Raw genomic sequence first — 16651 nt, forward strand, 5'->3', positions numbered from 1 at the left:
AATCGCAGTACACGTCGATTTCCTGCTAGGAGTGACCGTTTCGTGCGCGCAGCGCAGTCACCCGGTGACAGTACCGGGCCGGGTGACCGACCCGGCTGTCCGATAGGTTCGCCCACCGCCGTTCCGGCGGGTGTGGAATGACCCAAATCCTCTTCGCCGTCCTCGGCGTCTTCGTCTTCGTGCTGCTGACGGTCGGCACCGGGCTCGCCGTCGCGGCCGAGTTCTCGCTGACCGCGCTGGAGCGCAGCACGGTCGACGCCAACGTCCGCCAGGTCGGCGACCGACGCTCGCTGACCGTGCAGAAGGCCCACCGGACGCTCTCGTTCCAGTTGTCCGGCGCCCAGGTCGCGATCACCCTGACCACGCTCATCACCGGTTACCTGGCCGAGCCGCTGATCGGGGAGCTGGTCCGGCCGCTGCTCACGGGCGTCGGCCTGCCGACGGCGTTCGCGGCCGGCGCGTCGGTCGTGCTCGCCCTGGTCATCGCCACCTCCCTGTCGATGATCCTCGGCGAGATGGTGCCGAAGAACCTGGCGATCGCCCGGCCGCTGCCGACCGCCCGCGCGGTCACCGGCTACCACTCGCGGTTCTCACTGCTGTTCCGCTGGCTCATCACCCTGATGAACAACAGCGCCAACTTCCTGGTGCGGAAGTTCGGCGTCGAGCCGCAGGAAGAGCTGCGGTCCGCGCGGTCGCCGCAGGAGCTGGGCTCGATCGTGCGCTCCAGCGCCGAGAGCGGCACGCTCGACACGTCCACCGCGGAGCTGCTGGACCGCTCGCTGCGGTTCGGCGAGCGCACCGCGGAGGAGCTGATGACCCCACGCGTGCAGCTGGAGGCGCTCGAGGTGGGCGACACCATCGAAGACCTCATCGCCATCTCGAGCCGCACCGGGTTCTCGCGGTTCCCGGTGCACGCCGACGACCTCGACGACGTCCGCGGCGCGGTGCACGTGAAGCAGGCCTTCGCGGTGCCCGCCGCCGAGCGGGCGAACGTGCCGATCGGCTCGGTCATGCGGCCGGTGCCGACCGTGCCCGAGTCCCTGCCGGGTGACGACCTGCTCAACCGCCTGCGCGACTCGCGGTTCCAGCTGGCGATCGTCGTCGACGAGTACGGCGGCACGGCCGGGCTCGTGACGCTGGAGGACGTGGTCGAGGAGATCATCGGCGACGTCCGCGACGAGCACGACGACCGCGAGGCCCCCGCGTCGCAGCAGGTCGGCACCGACAGCTGGCTGGTGTCCGGGCAGCTGCGCCCCGACGAGGTCACCGACGTCACCGGGTTCCGGATGCCGGACGGCGACTACGAGACCATCGCCGGGCTCATCCTCGAGCGGCTGGGCAAGATCCCCTCCGAGGGTGACGCCGCCGAGGTCGACGGCTGGCGGCTCACCGTGACCACGATGGACAAGCGCCGCGTCGCCGAGGTCGAAGTGGCCCCGGTCCGCGACGCCGAGCCGGCCGGAAAGACCGCCGAAAGCGAGGTGGCCTCGTGAGCGACTGGCTGAACATCCTCCTCGTGGTGCTCCTGCTGCTGACCAACGCCTTCTTCGTGGGCGCGGAGTTCACGCTGATCTCGTCACGGCGGGACAGGCTCGAAGCGCTGCTGGAGCAGGGCAAGACGCGCGCGAAGATCGTGATCAACGCGAGCAAGCACGTGTCGCTGATGCTGGCCGGCGCGCAGCTGGGCATCACCATCTGCTCGCTGCTGCTCGGCCGCCTCGGCGAGCCCGCCGTCGCGCACCGGCTCTCGGCGTTCTTCGACCTGCTCGGCCTGCCCGAGAGCCTGCTGCACCCGATCTCGTTCGCGATCGCGCTGGCCTTCATCACCGTGCTGCACGTGCTGATCGGCGAGATGGTGCCGAAGAACCTCGCCATCGCCGAACCCGAGAAGCTCGCGCTCTGGCTGGTGCCGGTGCACGTCGGCTGGGTCAAGATCGCGAACCCGTTCATCTGGCTGCTGAACTTCGTCGCGAACTCGCTGCTGCGCGCGGTGAAGGTCGAGCCGAAGGACGAGCTGGAGACGGCCTACACGTCCGACGAGCTGGCCGAGCTGCTCAGCGAGTCGCGCCGGGAGGGCCTGATCGACCAGTCCGAGCACCGGCGGCTCACGCAGACGCTGTCCTCGGTCCAGAAGACGGTGTCCGACGTGCTGGTGCCGACGGCCGACCTGACGACGCTGCCGTGCGCGCCGACCCTCGGCGACGTCGAGCGGGTCGTCTCCTCGACCGGTTTCTCGCGCTTCCCGGTGTGCACCGACGACGGCCGGCTGACCGGCTACATCCACGTGAAGGACGTCCTCGACCTGGCCGGCGAGGACCCGGCGACGATGGTGCCGGCGTCGAAGACGCGGCAGCTGACCGAGCTGCGGGCCGACGCGCGGCTGGACGTCGCGCTCTCGGCGATGCGCAAGGAGGGCAGCCACCTGGCGCGGGCCCTCGACACCACCGGGAACGCGGTCGGCGTCGTCGCGCTCGAGGACCTCGTCGAGGAGTACGTGGGTACCGTGCGCGACGGCACCCACGTGGGCGCGTGACCGCCGTCGACGTGCTCGCCGAACCGGACTGGCTGGCCCGGGAGGCGGCGCACGCCGAGCGGGTGCGGCGGTGGACGGTCCCGCACCAGGAGCGCAAGTCCCGGGGCGAGAAGCACCCGGTGCTGGACTTCCTGTTCACCTACTACTCGCACCGGCCGGGACACCTCGAACGCTGGCAGCCGGGGCCCGGCGTCGCGCTCGCCGGGCCCGCGGCGCGGCGTTTCCTCGACCGGAAGGGGTACGTCGAAACGCCGGACGGCGTCGTCCTCGACCCGGCCGGGTTCACCGAACGCAAGGCGCGGACGGCCGAGTTCGTGCTCGGCCTGCTCAGCGCGACGGCCTCACGCGCGCCCCGGCTGAGCTGTTTCGGGCTGCACGAGTGGGCGATGGTCTATCGCGAGCCGGCCGATTCCGTGCGCCACGACCAGGTTCCGCTCCGGCTCGGGTCCCCGGGCACCGACGCCGTCGTCGAGTCGCTGGACATCCGCTGCGGGCACTTCGACGCGTTCCGGTTCTTCACCCCGCCGGCGCGGCCCCGCAACGAGCTGGAGCCGACCCGGGCGGCGCAGGTCACCCTGGAGCAGCCGGGATGCCTGCACGCCAACATGGACCTCTTCAAATGGGCGTACAAGCTCGATCCGTACGTCCCCGCGGAGCTCGTCGCCGACTGTTTCGAGCTCGCGGCCGAGATCCGGGAGCTGGACATGCGGGCTAGCCCGTACGACCTCGCGGACCTCGGTTACCCGCCGGTGCGGATCGAGACGGCCGCGGGACGGGCCGAGTACGCTCGCGCGCAGGCCGGGTTCGCCCGCCGATCGGCCCCCTTGCGTGCTCGCCTGATCGCGCACTGCCATAGCCTGGTCAGCCCAGCAGGGCGGCCTCCGCGAGCGTGACACAACTGTGAGTTAGATTATTCCCGGCCCGTTGCTCACCTGTTAGGGTGATAACGGTTTGATTGCATAGCAGCGCGTACTTGGGCTGCTCTTTACGCCGAAAGGATGACGATGGGGCGACACGCCCGGCCCGACGAGCCGGTGCCACACCCGCTGGACCACGCCGGGGCGAAGCGCGTCCCCGTCGAGGGCCCGGGAGCCGTCCCGCAGCGTCCGAACCCGGCCGAGCCCCCCGCGCGGCGGCGGAACGCCGGCCGTGGCGAGTCCACCGGCGCGTCCCGGATGCCCGGCCGGCGTGGTAACTCGGGGTCCTCGCGGACCGCCGACCCCACCGAAACCACCACCGTCATCCCGGCCACCGGCGCCACCCCCGCTCCCGGCCACACCGAGGACACCGGCTGGTTCCGCAAGCCGAGCGAGGACTCCGGCGCGTTCCGGAGCGCCGGGCGGACCGAGGCCCCCGGTGCCCCGCGCGCTCCCCGCCGCGGCGAGAACACCGGCACCTTCCGCACCGAAACCCCCGAGCCGCCCCGCTCCCCCGGCCGGGGCGAAGAATCCGGGACTTTCCGCGCCGCCCGCCGCGGCAAGAACGCGGGCACCGTCCCGACCCCCGGCGAGGCCGCCGCACCCGAAACCGGCGCCCCCCGCCGCGGCGAAGAATCCGGCACCTTCCGCGCCGCCCGCCGCGGCAAGAGCACCGGGGCTTTTCCGACCCCCGACGAGATCGCGACGCCCGAAGCGACCCGCTCCCGCCGCGGCGAAGAATCCGGGACCTTCCGAGCGGCCGGCCGTGGCGGGAACACCGGTTCGTTCCAGGCCACCGACGAGAGCGCCGCGCCCGAGCCGACCGGCACCACCCGCGCCGCACGCCGCGGCGAGAACACCGGTTCGTTCCGCGCCGGGCGCCGGGGCGAGAACACCGGCTCCTTCCGCGCCGCCGGCCGCGGCGAGCCGACGGGGACTTCCCACGTCCCCGGCCGGAGCGAGAGCACCGGCCCGCACCGGAGCGACGACACCGGCTCCCACCGGACCGCCGCCCGGAGCGAGGACACCGGCACCCAGCGGACCCTCGGCAAGGGCGCCGAGGCGACCGGCTCGCACCGCATCGTCGGCAAGAAGGCCCCGCGCCGCAAGATCGCCGGCTGGCCGATCGCCTGCCTCGTGCTCGCCGCCCTGATCGGGCTCGGCATCGTCGGCTGGAACTGGGCCGACAGCGAGCTCAACAGCCGCGCCGAGGCCCAGGCCGCCAGCTGCTCCAGCGGCACGTCGCACATGCGCGTGATCGTCACCCCGAGCGTGCAGAAGCCGCTGACCGCCGCGGCCGACCGCTGGAACCAGGCCGCCACCGTCGTCCACGGTCAGTGCGTGCACGTGATGATCGAGGCCAAGGCTTCGTCGCAGGTGCTCGACGCGCTGGTCGGCCGGGCCAACCTCAACGCGATCGGCGGCCTTCCCACCGCCTGGCTGCCCGAGTCGACGTACTGGATCAGCGAGCTGAACACCAAGAGGCCCGAGATGATCGGCTCCCCCGCCCAGTCGGTCGCCACCGCGCGGTCGGCGGACTACCCGTTCGTCGGGCTGACCGGGCCGGGTATCGACGACACCCTGCTGCGCGCGGCCCAGACGTTCCGCGAGTACCTCGAGCAGCCCGCCCAGCAGGCCGACTTCGCCGCCGCGGGCATCAAGGCCTGACGCTCAGGCCGGCCCCACGCGGGTGCCGTTGTCGAGCTCGGCCACGAACGCGACGTCGTCGTCGGCCAGCTCGAAGTCGAACACGCCGAAGTGCTCCCGGGTCCGGGTCGTGGTGGCGGATGCGGCCACGACGACCGTGCCGCCCTGCAGGTGCCACCGCAGGACGATCTGGGCCGGGGTCTTGCCGTACTTCGCCGCCAGCGCGGTGACCGTCTCGTCGGACAGCAGCGCGCTGTTCGCGGCCGGGCTCGACGCAGCGGTCGAGATGCCGTGCTCGTCGTGGAACTCGCGCAGCGGCACCTGCTGCAGCCAGGGGTGCAGCTCGACGAGGTTCACCGCGGGGACGATGCCGGTGGCGTCGATCAGCCGGCGCAGCTCGGCCGCGCTGAACCCCGCCACGCCGATCGCGCGGGCGCGGCCGTCGGCGCGCAGCCTGGACAGCGCGCGCCAGGTGTCGGTGAACGCGCCGTTCGTGCCGTCCACCAGGGCCAGGTCGACCCGTTCGGCCTGCAGGCCGGCCAGGGCCCGGTCGGCCGCGCGGCGGGTGGCGTCGTAGCCCTGCACGGGCACCTTGACGCTCACGAACACGTCCTCGCGCGGTACGTCCGACGTCGCGAGCACCGCGCCCACGGCCTCCTCGGTGCCCGGTGCGGTGTCGATGCCGCGGTGGCCGGTGTCGAGGGCGATGCGGACGGCGCGGCCGGTCTCGGCGGCGCTCAGGCCGGTGACACCGAACAGCAGCTGGGGGATGCGGACTCCGTCGGACAGGGCTAGCGAAGGCGGAACGGCCATCAACCGGTGATCCTCACTTCGGGTGCTGCGCGAGAATCCCCATCATCCCACCCGGGCGGCCCGCTCGCGCAGGTACGCGGCCGTCGCCGGGTCGGCCGGGAAGAACGACTCGATCACGAGCTCGGCCACGGTGACGTCCAGCGGGGTGCCGAACGTGGACACCGTGCTGAAGAACGTCAGATCGGTGCCTTCGTGGCGGAAGACCAGCGGCACGAAGATGTCGCCCGGTCCGGGGACCTCCACTTCGGGCACCGGCTGGTCGCACGGGTACCCGCGCAGCTCGGCCAGCAGGTCGGCGAGGCCGGCGTCCGCGGTCTGGCCGACCTGGCGCCGCAGCCTGCCGAGCAGGTGGGCGCGCCACTCCCCCAGGTTCCGGATGTGGGGCGCCATGCCTTGCGGGTGCAGCGTCGCGCGGAGCACGTTGGTCGTCAGCTCGGGCGCCAGGCCACCGACGAACAGGCCGGTGGCGGCGTTGGCGTCGACGAGGTTCCAGTTCCGGTCCACGACGGCGGCCGGGTACGGCTCGTGCCCGGTGAGCAGCTGCCGCACGGCCTGCCGGACGGCGCTCATCTCGGGATCCCCCAGCGCGCTCTCGGTGTAGGCGGGCGCGAACCCGGCGGCGAGCAGCAGCCGGTTGCGCTCCCGCAGCGGGACGTCGAGGTGCTCCCCGAGCCGCAGCACCATGTCCCGGCTCGGCTTGGACCGCCCGGTCTCCACGAAGCTGAGGTGGCGGGTGGAGATGTCGGCGGAGATCGCCAGCTCCAGCTGGCTGATCCGCCGCCGATCCCGCCATTCCCGCAGCAGCTCACCCACCGGCCGCTGCCGCGCGGCCGCCTGCACCGAAGTCGTCACGGGAGCGACGCTACGACGATCACCGGCGCGCGGCCATTACTTCGGGGGTAATGGCTCGGTGGGCAACCGGCAGGACGGGCGTCGGTGGCACAGCCCGAGACGGCTGGGTCTCTTCCGCGCCGGCGAGCTGCCGCGATCTGATCCGGAACCCACCGGCCGTCGGACCGGAGCCCGCAGGCGGGGCCGTCGCGGCATTACCTCGCGCGTAATCGACGCGCCGCCGCCCGGGCGCCACAGTGGATCTCAGCGACGGACGACGACAACCCGTTGTCCCCCAGCAAAAGGGAGCATCCCATGACCGACGTGCGGACCATTGTGGAGCAGTACATCGCCGTGTGGAACGAGACCGACTCCGGCAAGCGGCGGGCGCTCATCGCCGACGTCTTCACCGACGGCGCCGGCTACACCGACCCGCTCGGCGCCGTCCGGGGGCACGACGGGATCGACCGGTTCGTGGCCGGGGCGCAGGCGCAGTTCGGCGGGCTCACCTTCAGCCTGCCCGCCGAGCCCGACGCCCACCACGACCTCGCGCGGTTCCAGTGGTACCTCGGCACCCCCGGCGCCGAGCCGGTCGCGATCGGGTTCGACGTCGTGGAACTCGAAGACGGCAAGATCGCCGACGTCCACGGCTTCCTCGACAAGATGCCCGGCTGAACGCGCGCACAAGGCGGGCTCCCCCGCGAGGAGGAGCCCGCCTTCGGCTCGGCTCAGCTCTTGAGCGCGCCCCGCCAGCGGACGGTCGGGCGCAGCTTGTCCATGTTCACGCGGTGCTTGTTGGCCCCGACGATGTCGAACATCGACTCGATGAGCGTGTCCGACAGCAGGTGCGGCTCCAGGCCGAGGCCGACGAGGCCGGTGTGCTTCACGTTGTAGTAGTGCTCCGGGGCCTCGGTCCGCGGGTTCTCCAGCTGCTCGATCTGCACCGGGCCGGGGAACCGCTCGGCGACGAGGTCGGCGATCGCGGCGACCGACATGCTCTCGGTCATCTGGTTGAACACGCGGAACTCGCCCGCCTCGGCCGGGTTCTCCACGGCGAGCCGGATGCACTCCACGGTGTCGCGGATGTCGATCAGGCCGCGGGTCTGGGCGCCCTTGCCGTACACCGTCAGCGGCTGTCCCAGCACCGCCTGGATGACGAACCGGTTGAGCACCGTGCCGAACACGGCGTCGTAGTCGAAGCGGGTGGCCAGGCGCGGGTCCAGCGCGGTCTGCGGGGTCCGCTGGCCGTACACGACGCCCTGGTTGAGGTCCGTGGCCCGCAGCCCCCAGGCGCGGCACGTGAACTCGATGTTGTGCGAGTCGTGGACCTTGGTCAGGTGGTAGAACGAACCGGGCCGTTTCGGGAACAGCACGCGGTCCTTGCGGCCGTTGTGCTCGAGGTCGAGCCAGCCTTCTTCGATGTCGACGTTCGGCGTGCCGTATTCGCCCATCGTGCCCAGTTTGACCAAGTGGATCGAGGGGTCGATTTCGGCGATCGCGTACAACAGGTTCAGGTTGCCGACCACATTGTTGTGCTGCGTGTACACGGCGTGTTCGCGGTCGATCATCGAATAGGGCGCGGACCGCTGCTCGGCGTAGTGGACGACGGCGTCGGGCGCGAAGTCGCGGACGGCGTCGAAGAGGAAGTCCGCGTCGAGCAGGTCACCTTCGTAGCTGGTGATGCGCCGTCCGGACACCTCCTCCCACGCGGCGATCCGGTCCGTGAGCGACTCGATGGGGACCAGGCTTTCGACGCCGAGCTCGACGTCGTAGCCGCGGCGGGCCATATTGTCGAGAACGGCCACCTCGTGGCCTTTGTCCGATAAGTGCAACGCGGTGGGCCAGCCCAGATAACCGTCACCGCCGAGAACCAGCACTCGCATTGTGCCGCCTTTCCTGCTCGTTTACGCGGCAAGCATGCTGATTCCACTCAGTAGCAGAGGCTTGCAAGAACCCGACGCTATCGATCACGTGCTGATGAGCACCTGGCAATGAGCTGTGAATCTCCTATGCATAGGGGGGTCGGACGGCGGCGCGCGCGACCCGCGGGGAGGATGGGGGCATGACGACCGTAACCGGCGATGTGCGCCAGCGCACAGCGGAGACACCGACGCGACGCCGGGGCTGGGCCCGGCTGGGCCGCGCCGCGGTGACCTCCGTCGCCGCCACGGTCCTCAGCCAGGTCGTCCTGCTCGCCGTGCTCGCCGGCGGCGGCGTCCCGGTGCTGGCCAGCACCCTCGCCTGGGCCGCCGGCGCGGTGCTGAACTTCGTGGTCACCCGCCGCTGGGTGTGGGGCCGCACCGGTCGCCCCCGCGTCCGCCGCGAGCTGCTCCCCTACCTCGCGGTGATCGGCCTCGGCGGCCTCGCCTCGGTGGGCCTGACGACCCTGGCGGGCTCACTGCTGACCCCGCTGAACCTGCCCCACGTGTGGTGGGTCGTGCTGGTCGACGGCGCGTACGTGGCCAGCTACGCGCTGGTGTTCGTCGTCAAGTTCACCCTGCTCGACAGGCTGGTGTTCGGCCGCGACGCGGCGCGCGCCCCGGCCCCCACGTCAGCGCCGTGACCAGCGGCTACGCGCTCGTCTTCACCCCGCGCGACGTCCGGCCGCGGCGCAGGACGTAGCCCCGCCACCAGGTCCCCGTCATAACCCTCGCGTAGTTGGCGCCGTAGACGAGGCTGCCGCCCTTCTTGCTCTTGCCCGCCTTGCGCAGCCGCATGCTCATCGGCAGTTCGACCACCCGGGAACCGCGCGCGGTGATGCCGAGCATCAGCTCCGACGACTGGTACTGCGGCTCGTGGAGCGGGACCGAGCACGCCAGCTCGGCGCGCATCGCCCGGAAGCCGAACGACGTGTCCGTGATCCGGCGCCGGGTCAGCACCGACGCCAGCACCGCGAACACCCGGACGCCGAGCCAGCGCACGCGGCTGTCGGCCTCCTCGTGGCCCAGCCGGCGGGAGCCGGTGACGAAGTCCGCCGTGCCGTCGACGACCGGGCCGACCAGGGCCTCGAGCTCGCTGTTGTCGTACTGGCCGTCCGCGTCGGTGGTCACGATGTACTCGGCGCCGGACTCCGCCGCGAGGTGGTAACCGAGGCGCAGCGCGGCACCCTGGCCGCGGTTGCGCGGCGCGACGCAGACGTACGCGCCGTGGTCCTCGGCGATGGCCGCCGTGTCGTCGGTGCCGCCGTCGACGACGACGAGCACGTCCACCGGCAGGCCCAGGCACTCGTCCGGCATCTTCTCGAGCACGCCGCCGATGCCGCCGGCTTCGTTGTAGGCGGCGATGACCACGACCAGCGACGACATCCGCAGGTCGGGGTGGCGGCCGCGGAAGTCGTCGAGCGCGCCCGTGTCGACGTCGTCGGGGAAGGCGCCCAGGCGTTTCCGGCTGGCCGAGGTGAGCGTCGTGAAGCCGAGCGCGCCCGCGACGGGCAGCAGCACGAGTGCCGGGATCTGGTAGCGCCAGGAGAACAGGAACACCGCCGAGGCGAACAGCAGGATCAGCCCGCTCGACGCCGCCAGCAGCGCGCCCGCGCGGGCCGCGTCGAGGGGCCGCTTGCGCCGGAACACCGTCAGCAGCCCCAAGAGCGCGCCGATGCCGAACACCGCGCCCGGGACGTAGCCGCCGTTCAGCTGGTAGTCGCGCAGGAAAGCGGCCAGCGGCTCGTCCACGCTCGCGACGACGCCGTCGTTCTGCAGCGTGACCTGGTCGATCAGGGACTGGTCGGCCCACTGCGGGTAGGTGAGCTGGAACTGCCAGCGGTCCAGCGGGACGTCGGTCGGGTCCTGCTCGCGGGTCCAGGCGAAGCTCTTGGCGAAGTCGTCCAGGACCGCGCCCGCGACGTCGCCGGGCTGGGCCTTGAGCACCTCGATCGCGAACCGGTGCGCGAGCGCCGCCTTGTCCGCGCCGGGCGGCAGCGGGCCGGGCCAGTTCGGGTCGAGGTCGGCGTGGGTGTAGTTGTCCACGAGCCGCGTCTCGCGCGGTTCGGCCGGGCAGAACACCTGCAGCTCCGGCGCCAGGTGCAGGTTCGCGCAGTCGGCGACGGCGGCGGTGCGGCCGTAGAGCATGTTCCCCGACGGCCCGGTCAGGCCCCACTTGCCGGTCTCGGAGTGCAGCCGCGCGGAGTAGGGCACGACCACGACGAGGATCCCCAGCAGGCCGGCACCCGCGCGGCGCCAGCCCGCCCAGTACCGCCACGCGCCCCCGGCGACGACCAGGTAGACCAGCAGCGGCAGGGCCAGCGAGATGCCGATCAGCCGCACGAGCACGGCGAAGCCGACGAGCAGCCCCGCGATCCCGGCACGCTTCCAGCCGGGGGCCCCGCGCCCGAGCAGCACCCACAGCAGCCCGAGCAGCACCGCCTCGAAAACGACCTCGGACATGATGTTCTGCTCGATCTGCAGCTGGTAGGCGTCGAGCAGCACCGGGGCCGCGGCGAGCGCGCCGACCCACGGGCGGCCGCCGAGGCGCAGCACGAGCGCGTAGACGCCGATCGCGATCAGCAGGCCGCCGGCGTGCTGCACCGCCGCGACCCACGCCAGGCCGCCGACTGCCAGTAGCGACCGCAGCACCAGGTCGTAGCCGATCGGGTCGAGCTGGTCGGCGCGCAGTGCGTGCAGGTTGTCGATGTAGCGGAACGAGTCGATGTAGAGCAGGGCCGGCCGGTAGGCGAGCCAGGTGAGTACCCGCAGGACGATCGCGGGGATCAGCAGCAGGAGCAGAAGCCAGTGGCGGCGGAGGAAACCGGACACGCCCGCGGTCACTCCGTCGCGTTCGGACGCTCGAGACCGGAGAAGTACTTCCACGCCGTGGCGAGCCCGTCGGTCAGCGACATCGACGGCCGGTAGCCGATCGTCTCCGCGCTGCCCGAGACGTCGACGACCACCGCGGGCATCTCCCCCGCCGGCGCGTCGACGTGCTCCACCGGCAGCTCCGCGCCGGTCACCTCGCGCACGGCTTCGACCATCTCCAGCACCGAAACCGACTTCCCGGCGCCGACGATCGCGGTGCCGGAGTAGCCGCTGTCGACGGCCAGGGTGATCGCGTGGACGACGTCGTCGACGTGCACGAGGTCGCGACGCTGCTGCCCGTCGCCGTAGACGCGGACGCCGGTGCCGTTCAGCGCCGCGCGCATCATCCGCGGCACGAAACTGTCCTTGTGGGACATTCCCGGTCCGTAGACGTTGGTGAACCGCAAGGCACACGTCGTCATCCCGTACGCGCCCGCGTAGCCGGACAGCAGCATTTCGCACGCCGCTTTGGTGGCGCCGTAGGGCGTCAGCGGCCGCGGCGGCAGGTCCGGCGTGATGGTCGCGCCGCCGACGTTGCCGATCACCGCGTTCGTCGACGCGAGCACGAAGCCCGGCACTTCGAGGCGCCGGGCCAGTTCCAGCAGTTCCTGCGTCACGAGGACGTTGTCGGCGAAGGTCTGCTCCGGCTGTTCGACCGAGCGCAGCACGGAAGTCAGCGCGGCGAGGTGCACGATGGCCGCGGTCTCCGGCGTGACGGCCTCTTCGCGGACGGCCGCGTCGCGGAGTTCGCCGGTCACCACACGGACGCCGGCCGGCTCGTCCGGGAACGGCACCCGGTCGACGACGGTCACCGGAACGCCCCGCTCGCGGAAGGCACGCACGACGGCGCGGCCGATGAAGCCGCTGCCCCCGGTCACGACCACGGACGTCCGATCCGGACCACCACCACTCGCCATGGCGCCAACCTACCTCCCGCCCCTGTGAGGCCGGCGCAAGCCCGGACCTAGGCGAACGCCTCCGGCGGCGGGCAGGAACAGACGAGGTTCCGGTCACCTGCCGCGCCGTCGATGCGACGCACCGGCGGCCAGATCTTCGCCGCGCCGACGCCGGCCGGGAACACCGCCGTTTCGCGGCTGTAGGGCCGGTCCCACTCCCCGGCGACGCAGCGCGCCGTGTGCGGCGCGTGCCGCAGGGGCGAGTCCGCCAGAGGCCACTCCCCCGCCGCGACCCGGTCGATCTCGGCGCGGATCGCGATCATCGCCGCGCAGAAACGGTCCAGCTCGGCCAGGTCCTCGCTCTCGGTCGGCTCCACCATCAGCGTGCCCGGGACCGGGAACGACATCGTCGGCGCGTGCAGGCCGTAGTCCGCCAGCCGCTTGGCGACGTCGTCGACCGTGACACCGGTGGCCTTCGTCAGCGGGCGGAGGTCGAGGACGCACTCGTGCGCGACGAGTCCTTCGTGGCCGGCGTAGAGCACCGGGTAGTGCCCGGCGAGGCGGCGGGCGACGTAGTTGGCGTTGGCCACCGCGACGAGCGTCGCCCGGCGAAGGCCGGACGCGCCCATCATCCGGATGTACGCCCACGAGATCGGCAGGATCGACGCGCTGCCCCACGGCGCCGCGCTGACCGGGCCGACGCCGGTCGCCGGTCCCGCGGCGGGCTGCAGCGGGTGGTTCGGCAGGAACGGCGCGAGGTGCGCGCGGACGCCGATCGGGCCGACACCCGGCCCGCCGCCGCCGTGCGGGACGCAGAACGTCTTGTGCAGGTTGAGGTGCGAGACGTCGGCGCCGAACCGGCCGTACTGCGCCACGCCGATGAGGGCGTTGAGGTTGGCGCCGTCGACGTACACCTGGCCGCCGGCGTCGTGCACCAGCGCGCAGACCTCGCCGACGGTGTCCTCGTAGACCCCGTGCGTCGACGGGTAGGTGATCATGACGGCCGCGAGGTCGGCGCGGTGCTCGTCCACTGTGGACTTCAGGTGCCCGAGGTCGATGTTGCCGCCGTCGTCGCAGCGGACCACGACCACGCGCGTGCCGGCCATCACGGCACTGGCGGCGTTGGTCCCGTGCGCGCTGGCCGGGATCAGGCAGACGTCGCGCTCCCCCTCGCCGCGCGAGCGGTGGTACGCGCGGATGGCCAGCAGGCCGGCGAACTCACCCTGGCTGCCGGCGTTGGGCTGCAGGGAAACCGCGTCGTAGCCGGTGATCCGGGCCAGCCAGGCCTCGAGGTCCGCGACGACCGTCAGCAGGCCCGCGGCGTCGTCGGCCGGCGCGAACGGGTGCAGGCCGGCGAACTCCGGCCAGGTGACCGGTTCCATCTCGGCGGTGGCGTTGAGTTTCATCGTGCACGAGCCGAGCGGGATCATGCTGCGGTCGAGCGCGACGTCCTTGTCCGACAGCTCCCGCAGGTAGCGCAGCAACGCGGTTTCGGAGCGGTGGGCGTGGAACACCGGGTGGGTGAGGAAGCCGCTCGTGCGCCGCAGCGGCGCCGGGAGCGCGTCCGCCGTGTCCTCGTCCAGGCCGTCCACATCGGACACCGAGACGCCGAACGCCTTCCACACCAGCGAAAGCCGTTCGCGTGTGGTCGTCTCGTCGCAGGCGACGCCGACGTGGTCGTCGTCGATCCGCCGCAGGTTCAGCCCGAGGTCACGGGCCGTGGCGACGACCTCGGCCGCGCGGCCCGGCACCGCCGCGGTGATCGTGTCGAAGAACTCGCCGTGCACGACTTCGACCCCGCCCTCGCAGAGGCCGGCCGCGAGCACGGTCGCCATCCGGTGGGCCCGCAGCGCGATCCCGCGCAGCCCGTCGGGGCCGTGGTAGACCGCGTACATCGACGCCATCACGGCCAGCAGGACCTGCGCGGTGCAGATGTTCGACGTCGCTTTCTCGCGGCGGATGTGCTGCTCGCGGGTCTGCAGGGCCAGCCGGTACGCGGGCGCGCCGTCGGCGTCCTTCGCGACGCCGACCAGCCGCCCGGGCAGCTGCCGCTCCAAACCCCGGCGGACGGCCAGGTACGCCGCGTGCGGCCCGCCGAAGCCCAGCGGGACGCCGAACCGCTGCGTCGAGCCGATCGCGACGTCGGCGCCCAGCTCGCCGGGCGGCCGCAGCAACGTCAGGGCGAGCGGGTCGGCGGCGACGATCACCGCCGCGCCGTGCTTCTTGGCGTCGGCGATGGTGAAGTCGAACTCGCGGACCGCGCCCGAGGCGCCCGGGTAGGCCAGCAGGATGCCGAAGAAGTCGCCGCCGAGGCCGAGGCCGGTCAAGCCCTGGGACAGGTCTTCGACGACCAGCTCGATGCCCAGCGGCTCGGCACGGGTCCGGAGCACCGCGAGGGTCTGGGGCAGGGTGTCCTCGTCGACGACGAACCGGTGGGACGCCGATTTGCCGGCGCGGCGGACGAGCGTCATCGCCTCGGCCGCGGCGGTGGCCTCGTCGAGCAGGGACGCGTTCGCGACGGGCAGGCCGGTCAGGTCGGCGATCATCGTCTGGAAGTTGAGGAGCGCTTCGAGCCGGCCTTGCGAGATTTCGGGCTGGTAGGGCGTGTAGGCGGTGTACCAAGCCGGGTTCTCGAGCACGTTGCGGCGGATCACCGGCGGGGTCACGGTGTCGTGGTAGCCGAGGCCGATCATCTGGGCCATCGGCCGGTTCCGCGCGGCCAGCGCCCGCAGTTCGGCGAGCGCCTGGGCTTCGGTAGCCGCGGGCGGCAGGTCGAGAGGCTCGGCGGACGCGCGCAGCGACTCGGGAACGACCCGCTCGGCGAGTTCGTCGAGGGAGGCGACGCCGATGACGTCGAGGATGTGGCGGAGTTCGTCCGGACCGGGCCCGATGTGCCGGTCAGCGAAGGGAATGCCCTGTTCCAGAGAGGCGAGTGACGGCTCCACGATGGCCTCCTGCGAACGGCGGTATCTGCTCAAGCCGACTGTAAACGCGAAGGTGACCACGGCGGGGGTCCGGGGGCGGAGCCCGCCGGGCGGTTGTGGGGTTGCACCCCCACAAGACACTCCGAAGGGCTCCGGGCGAGCGCTCTTCGCGAGCGGAACTCGCCCGAGCGCTTCGGAACCCTCCCCACTCTGTCCGTACCCCCGAAGGGGCGCCTGAGAGTTTCGCCCGAGGTTGAGCCGGGCTTGCACCGTCGGCGGGGCCATCAGGTTGTGTCCTGACGACCCGCTTTCCAGAGGCGTCTAGACCGCGCGGTCCAGGGTGCCTGAGAGGTTCCGGGGAGGACTTGCTCCTTCGGCGCCGGACTCGAGGTTGTGGTCCGGACTCTCCCGCGCGGTTTCGTCGACTGCGCGGATCACCTTACTCCGGCTGCCGCGGAGATGATCACCCGGTACGGCGGGCGTTGCGGCGCTGGGTCAGCTCGTCCGGCTCGTGCGCTTCGACGATGCCGCCGTCGGCGCGTTCGGCCGGGAACTCGTGGATGGTGCCGCTGATTTCCTGCATCGCGCCGCTGACCGCGATGCCGAACACACCCTGGCCGCCCTGGAGCAGATCGACGATCTCCTCCGGCGAGGTGCATTCGTAGACCGTGGTGCCGTCGGAGAACAGCGTGACCTTGGCGAGGTCACGGACCCCGCGAACGGACAGGTGGTCGACCGCGACCCGGATGTTCTGCAGCGAGACCCCGGTGTCCAGCAGCCGCTTGACCACCTTCAGGACCAGGATGTCCTTGAACGAGTACAGCCGCTGGGAGCCGGAGCCGTGCGCGGTGCGGATGCTGGGCGCGATCAGTTTCGTGCGAGCCCAGTAGTCGAGCTGACGGTAGGTGATCCCGGCGATCTGGCACGCGGCCGGACCCCGGTAGCCGACGAGCTCGTCAGGCAGCGAGTCGTCGGGGAACAGTTCACCCTGCTCACCAGCCGCGACCTGAACAGGCTGCTTCTCGGAACCAGCCTCGACCACGCAAGCCTCCCCTCGCCCGACCAGGCGGCCGGCGAATGACAGCCGGACAGGACCCAGAGCGGGACCCACCGGAGATCAACCGCCACGATCCGGCCCCAGACCGTGAATCACATCGTGGCGATTTACCTCCTTCGACGGTAAGCGCCCGGACAGGGCCGGTCAACGCGACGCGCGGCAAGCCTCAACGGTCGGATGAGCGTTTGAGCCGTTCGCCGTACCCCGGAGGCAGTGGTTCAAACCTCCTGGACGCATTTACTC

The 16651-nt window shown here is 71.8% G+C and carries 13 protein-coding genes and 1 riboswitch; of the genes, 6 read left to right on the forward strand and 7 right to left on the reverse strand.

Annotated elements, in window-relative coordinates; all coding sequences use genetic code 11:
- The first annotated feature begins 137 nt into the window (after positions 1-137).
- From OHS18_RS06900 to OHS18_RS06915, 4 genes are all read left to right on the forward strand, one after another.
- Positions 138-1493: a hemolysin family protein gene (locus OHS18_RS06900; protein WP_328616355.1), complete on the forward strand. Its 1356-nt coding sequence runs from the start codon at positions 138-140 to the stop codon at positions 1491-1493.
- Positions 1490-2533 carry a hemolysin family protein gene (locus OHS18_RS06905; RefSeq protein ID WP_328454907.1) on the forward strand — a complete coding sequence of 348 codons (1044 nt, stop codon included), beginning with the start codon at positions 1490-1492 and terminating at the stop codon, positions 2531-2533. Before OHS18_RS06900 ends, OHS18_RS06905 begins: the two co-directional genes overlap by 4 nt.
- Complete coding sequence (locus OHS18_RS06910; protein WP_328616356.1) at positions 2530-3426, forward strand: 3-methyladenine DNA glycosylase; 897 nt, start codon at positions 2530-2532, stop codon at positions 3424-3426. Before OHS18_RS06905 ends, OHS18_RS06910 begins: the two co-directional genes overlap by 4 nt.
- A 111-nt stretch (positions 3427-3537) precedes the next feature.
- Positions 3538-5118, forward strand: a complete 1581-nt coding sequence (locus tag OHS18_RS06915) for a hypothetical protein (RefSeq protein WP_328616357.1) — start codon at positions 3538-3540, stop codon at positions 5116-5118.
- 3 nt (positions 5119-5121) lie between these two features.
- Here the strand turns inward: OHS18_RS06915 and OHS18_RS06920 are convergent, their stop codons facing one another.
- Both OHS18_RS06920 and OHS18_RS06925 read right to left on the reverse strand, forming a co-directional pair.
- On the reverse strand, positions 5122-5910 hold the full coding sequence (locus OHS18_RS06920; RefSeq protein ID WP_328616358.1) for an aldo/keto reductase: 789 nt from the start codon (positions 5908-5910) through the stop codon (positions 5122-5124).
- 42 nt (positions 5911-5952) lie between these two features.
- On the reverse strand, positions 5953-6762 hold the full coding sequence (locus OHS18_RS06925; protein WP_328616359.1) for a helix-turn-helix domain-containing protein: 810 nt from the start codon (positions 6760-6762) through the stop codon (positions 5953-5955).
- A 294-nt stretch (positions 6763-7056) separates the two neighbouring features.
- On the opposite strand from OHS18_RS06925, the gene OHS18_RS06930 reads away from it, so the two are divergent.
- Positions 7057-7416, forward strand: a complete 360-nt coding sequence (locus OHS18_RS06930; RefSeq protein ID WP_328454897.1) for a nuclear transport factor 2 family protein — start codon at positions 7057-7059, stop codon at positions 7414-7416.
- 53 nt (positions 7417-7469) lie between these two features.
- On the opposite strand, the gene OHS18_RS06935 is transcribed toward OHS18_RS06930, so the two are convergent.
- A complete protein-coding gene (locus OHS18_RS06935; RefSeq protein ID WP_328454895.1) occupies positions 7470-8624 on the reverse strand; it encodes an NAD-dependent epimerase/dehydratase family protein in 1155 nt (384 codons plus the stop codon).
- A gap of 179 nt (positions 8625-8803) precedes the next feature.
- Here OHS18_RS06935 and OHS18_RS06940 point away from each other — a divergent pair, with 179 nt between their 5' ends.
- On the forward strand, positions 8804-9304 hold the full coding sequence (locus OHS18_RS06940; RefSeq protein WP_328616360.1) for a GtrA family protein: 501 nt from the start codon (positions 8804-8806) through the stop codon (positions 9302-9304).
- A 7-nt stretch (positions 9305-9311) separates the two neighbouring features.
- Here OHS18_RS06940 and OHS18_RS06945 read toward each other — a convergent pair whose 3' ends face one another.
- The 4 genes from OHS18_RS06945 to OHS18_RS06960 all read right to left on the reverse strand — a co-directional run bounded on the left by OHS18_RS06945 (position 9312) and on the right by OHS18_RS06960 (position 16393).
- Positions 9312-11492, reverse strand: a complete 2181-nt coding sequence (locus OHS18_RS06945; RefSeq protein ID WP_328616361.1) for a glycosyltransferase family 2 protein — start codon at positions 11490-11492, stop codon at positions 9312-9314.
- Positions 11493-11500: 8 nt separating this feature from the next.
- Positions 11501-12448 (reverse strand): NAD-dependent epimerase/dehydratase family protein, encoded by a 948-nt coding sequence (locus OHS18_RS06950; RefSeq protein ID WP_328616362.1) that lies wholly within the window; start codon positions 12446-12448, stop codon positions 11501-11503.
- 47 nt (positions 12449-12495) lie between these two features.
- Entirely contained in the window at positions 12496-15372 is a 2877-nt protein-coding gene (gene gcvP / locus OHS18_RS06955; RefSeq protein ID WP_328616363.1) for an aminomethyl-transferring glycine dehydrogenase, read from the reverse strand.
- Positions 15373-15672: 300 nt separating this feature from the next.
- Positions 15673-15772: riboswitch (glycine riboswitch) on the reverse strand.
- Between the two features lie 42 nt (positions 15773-15814).
- Complete coding sequence (locus OHS18_RS06960; RefSeq protein ID WP_328454885.1) at positions 15815-16393, reverse strand: MerR family transcriptional regulator; 579 nt, start codon at positions 16391-16393, stop codon at positions 15815-15817.
- Positions 16394-16651: the final 258 nt, after the last annotated feature.

Source organism: Amycolatopsis sp. NBC_00355, assembly GCF_036104975.1.
GTDB lineage: Bacteria > Actinomycetota > Actinomycetes > Mycobacteriales > Pseudonocardiaceae > Amycolatopsis.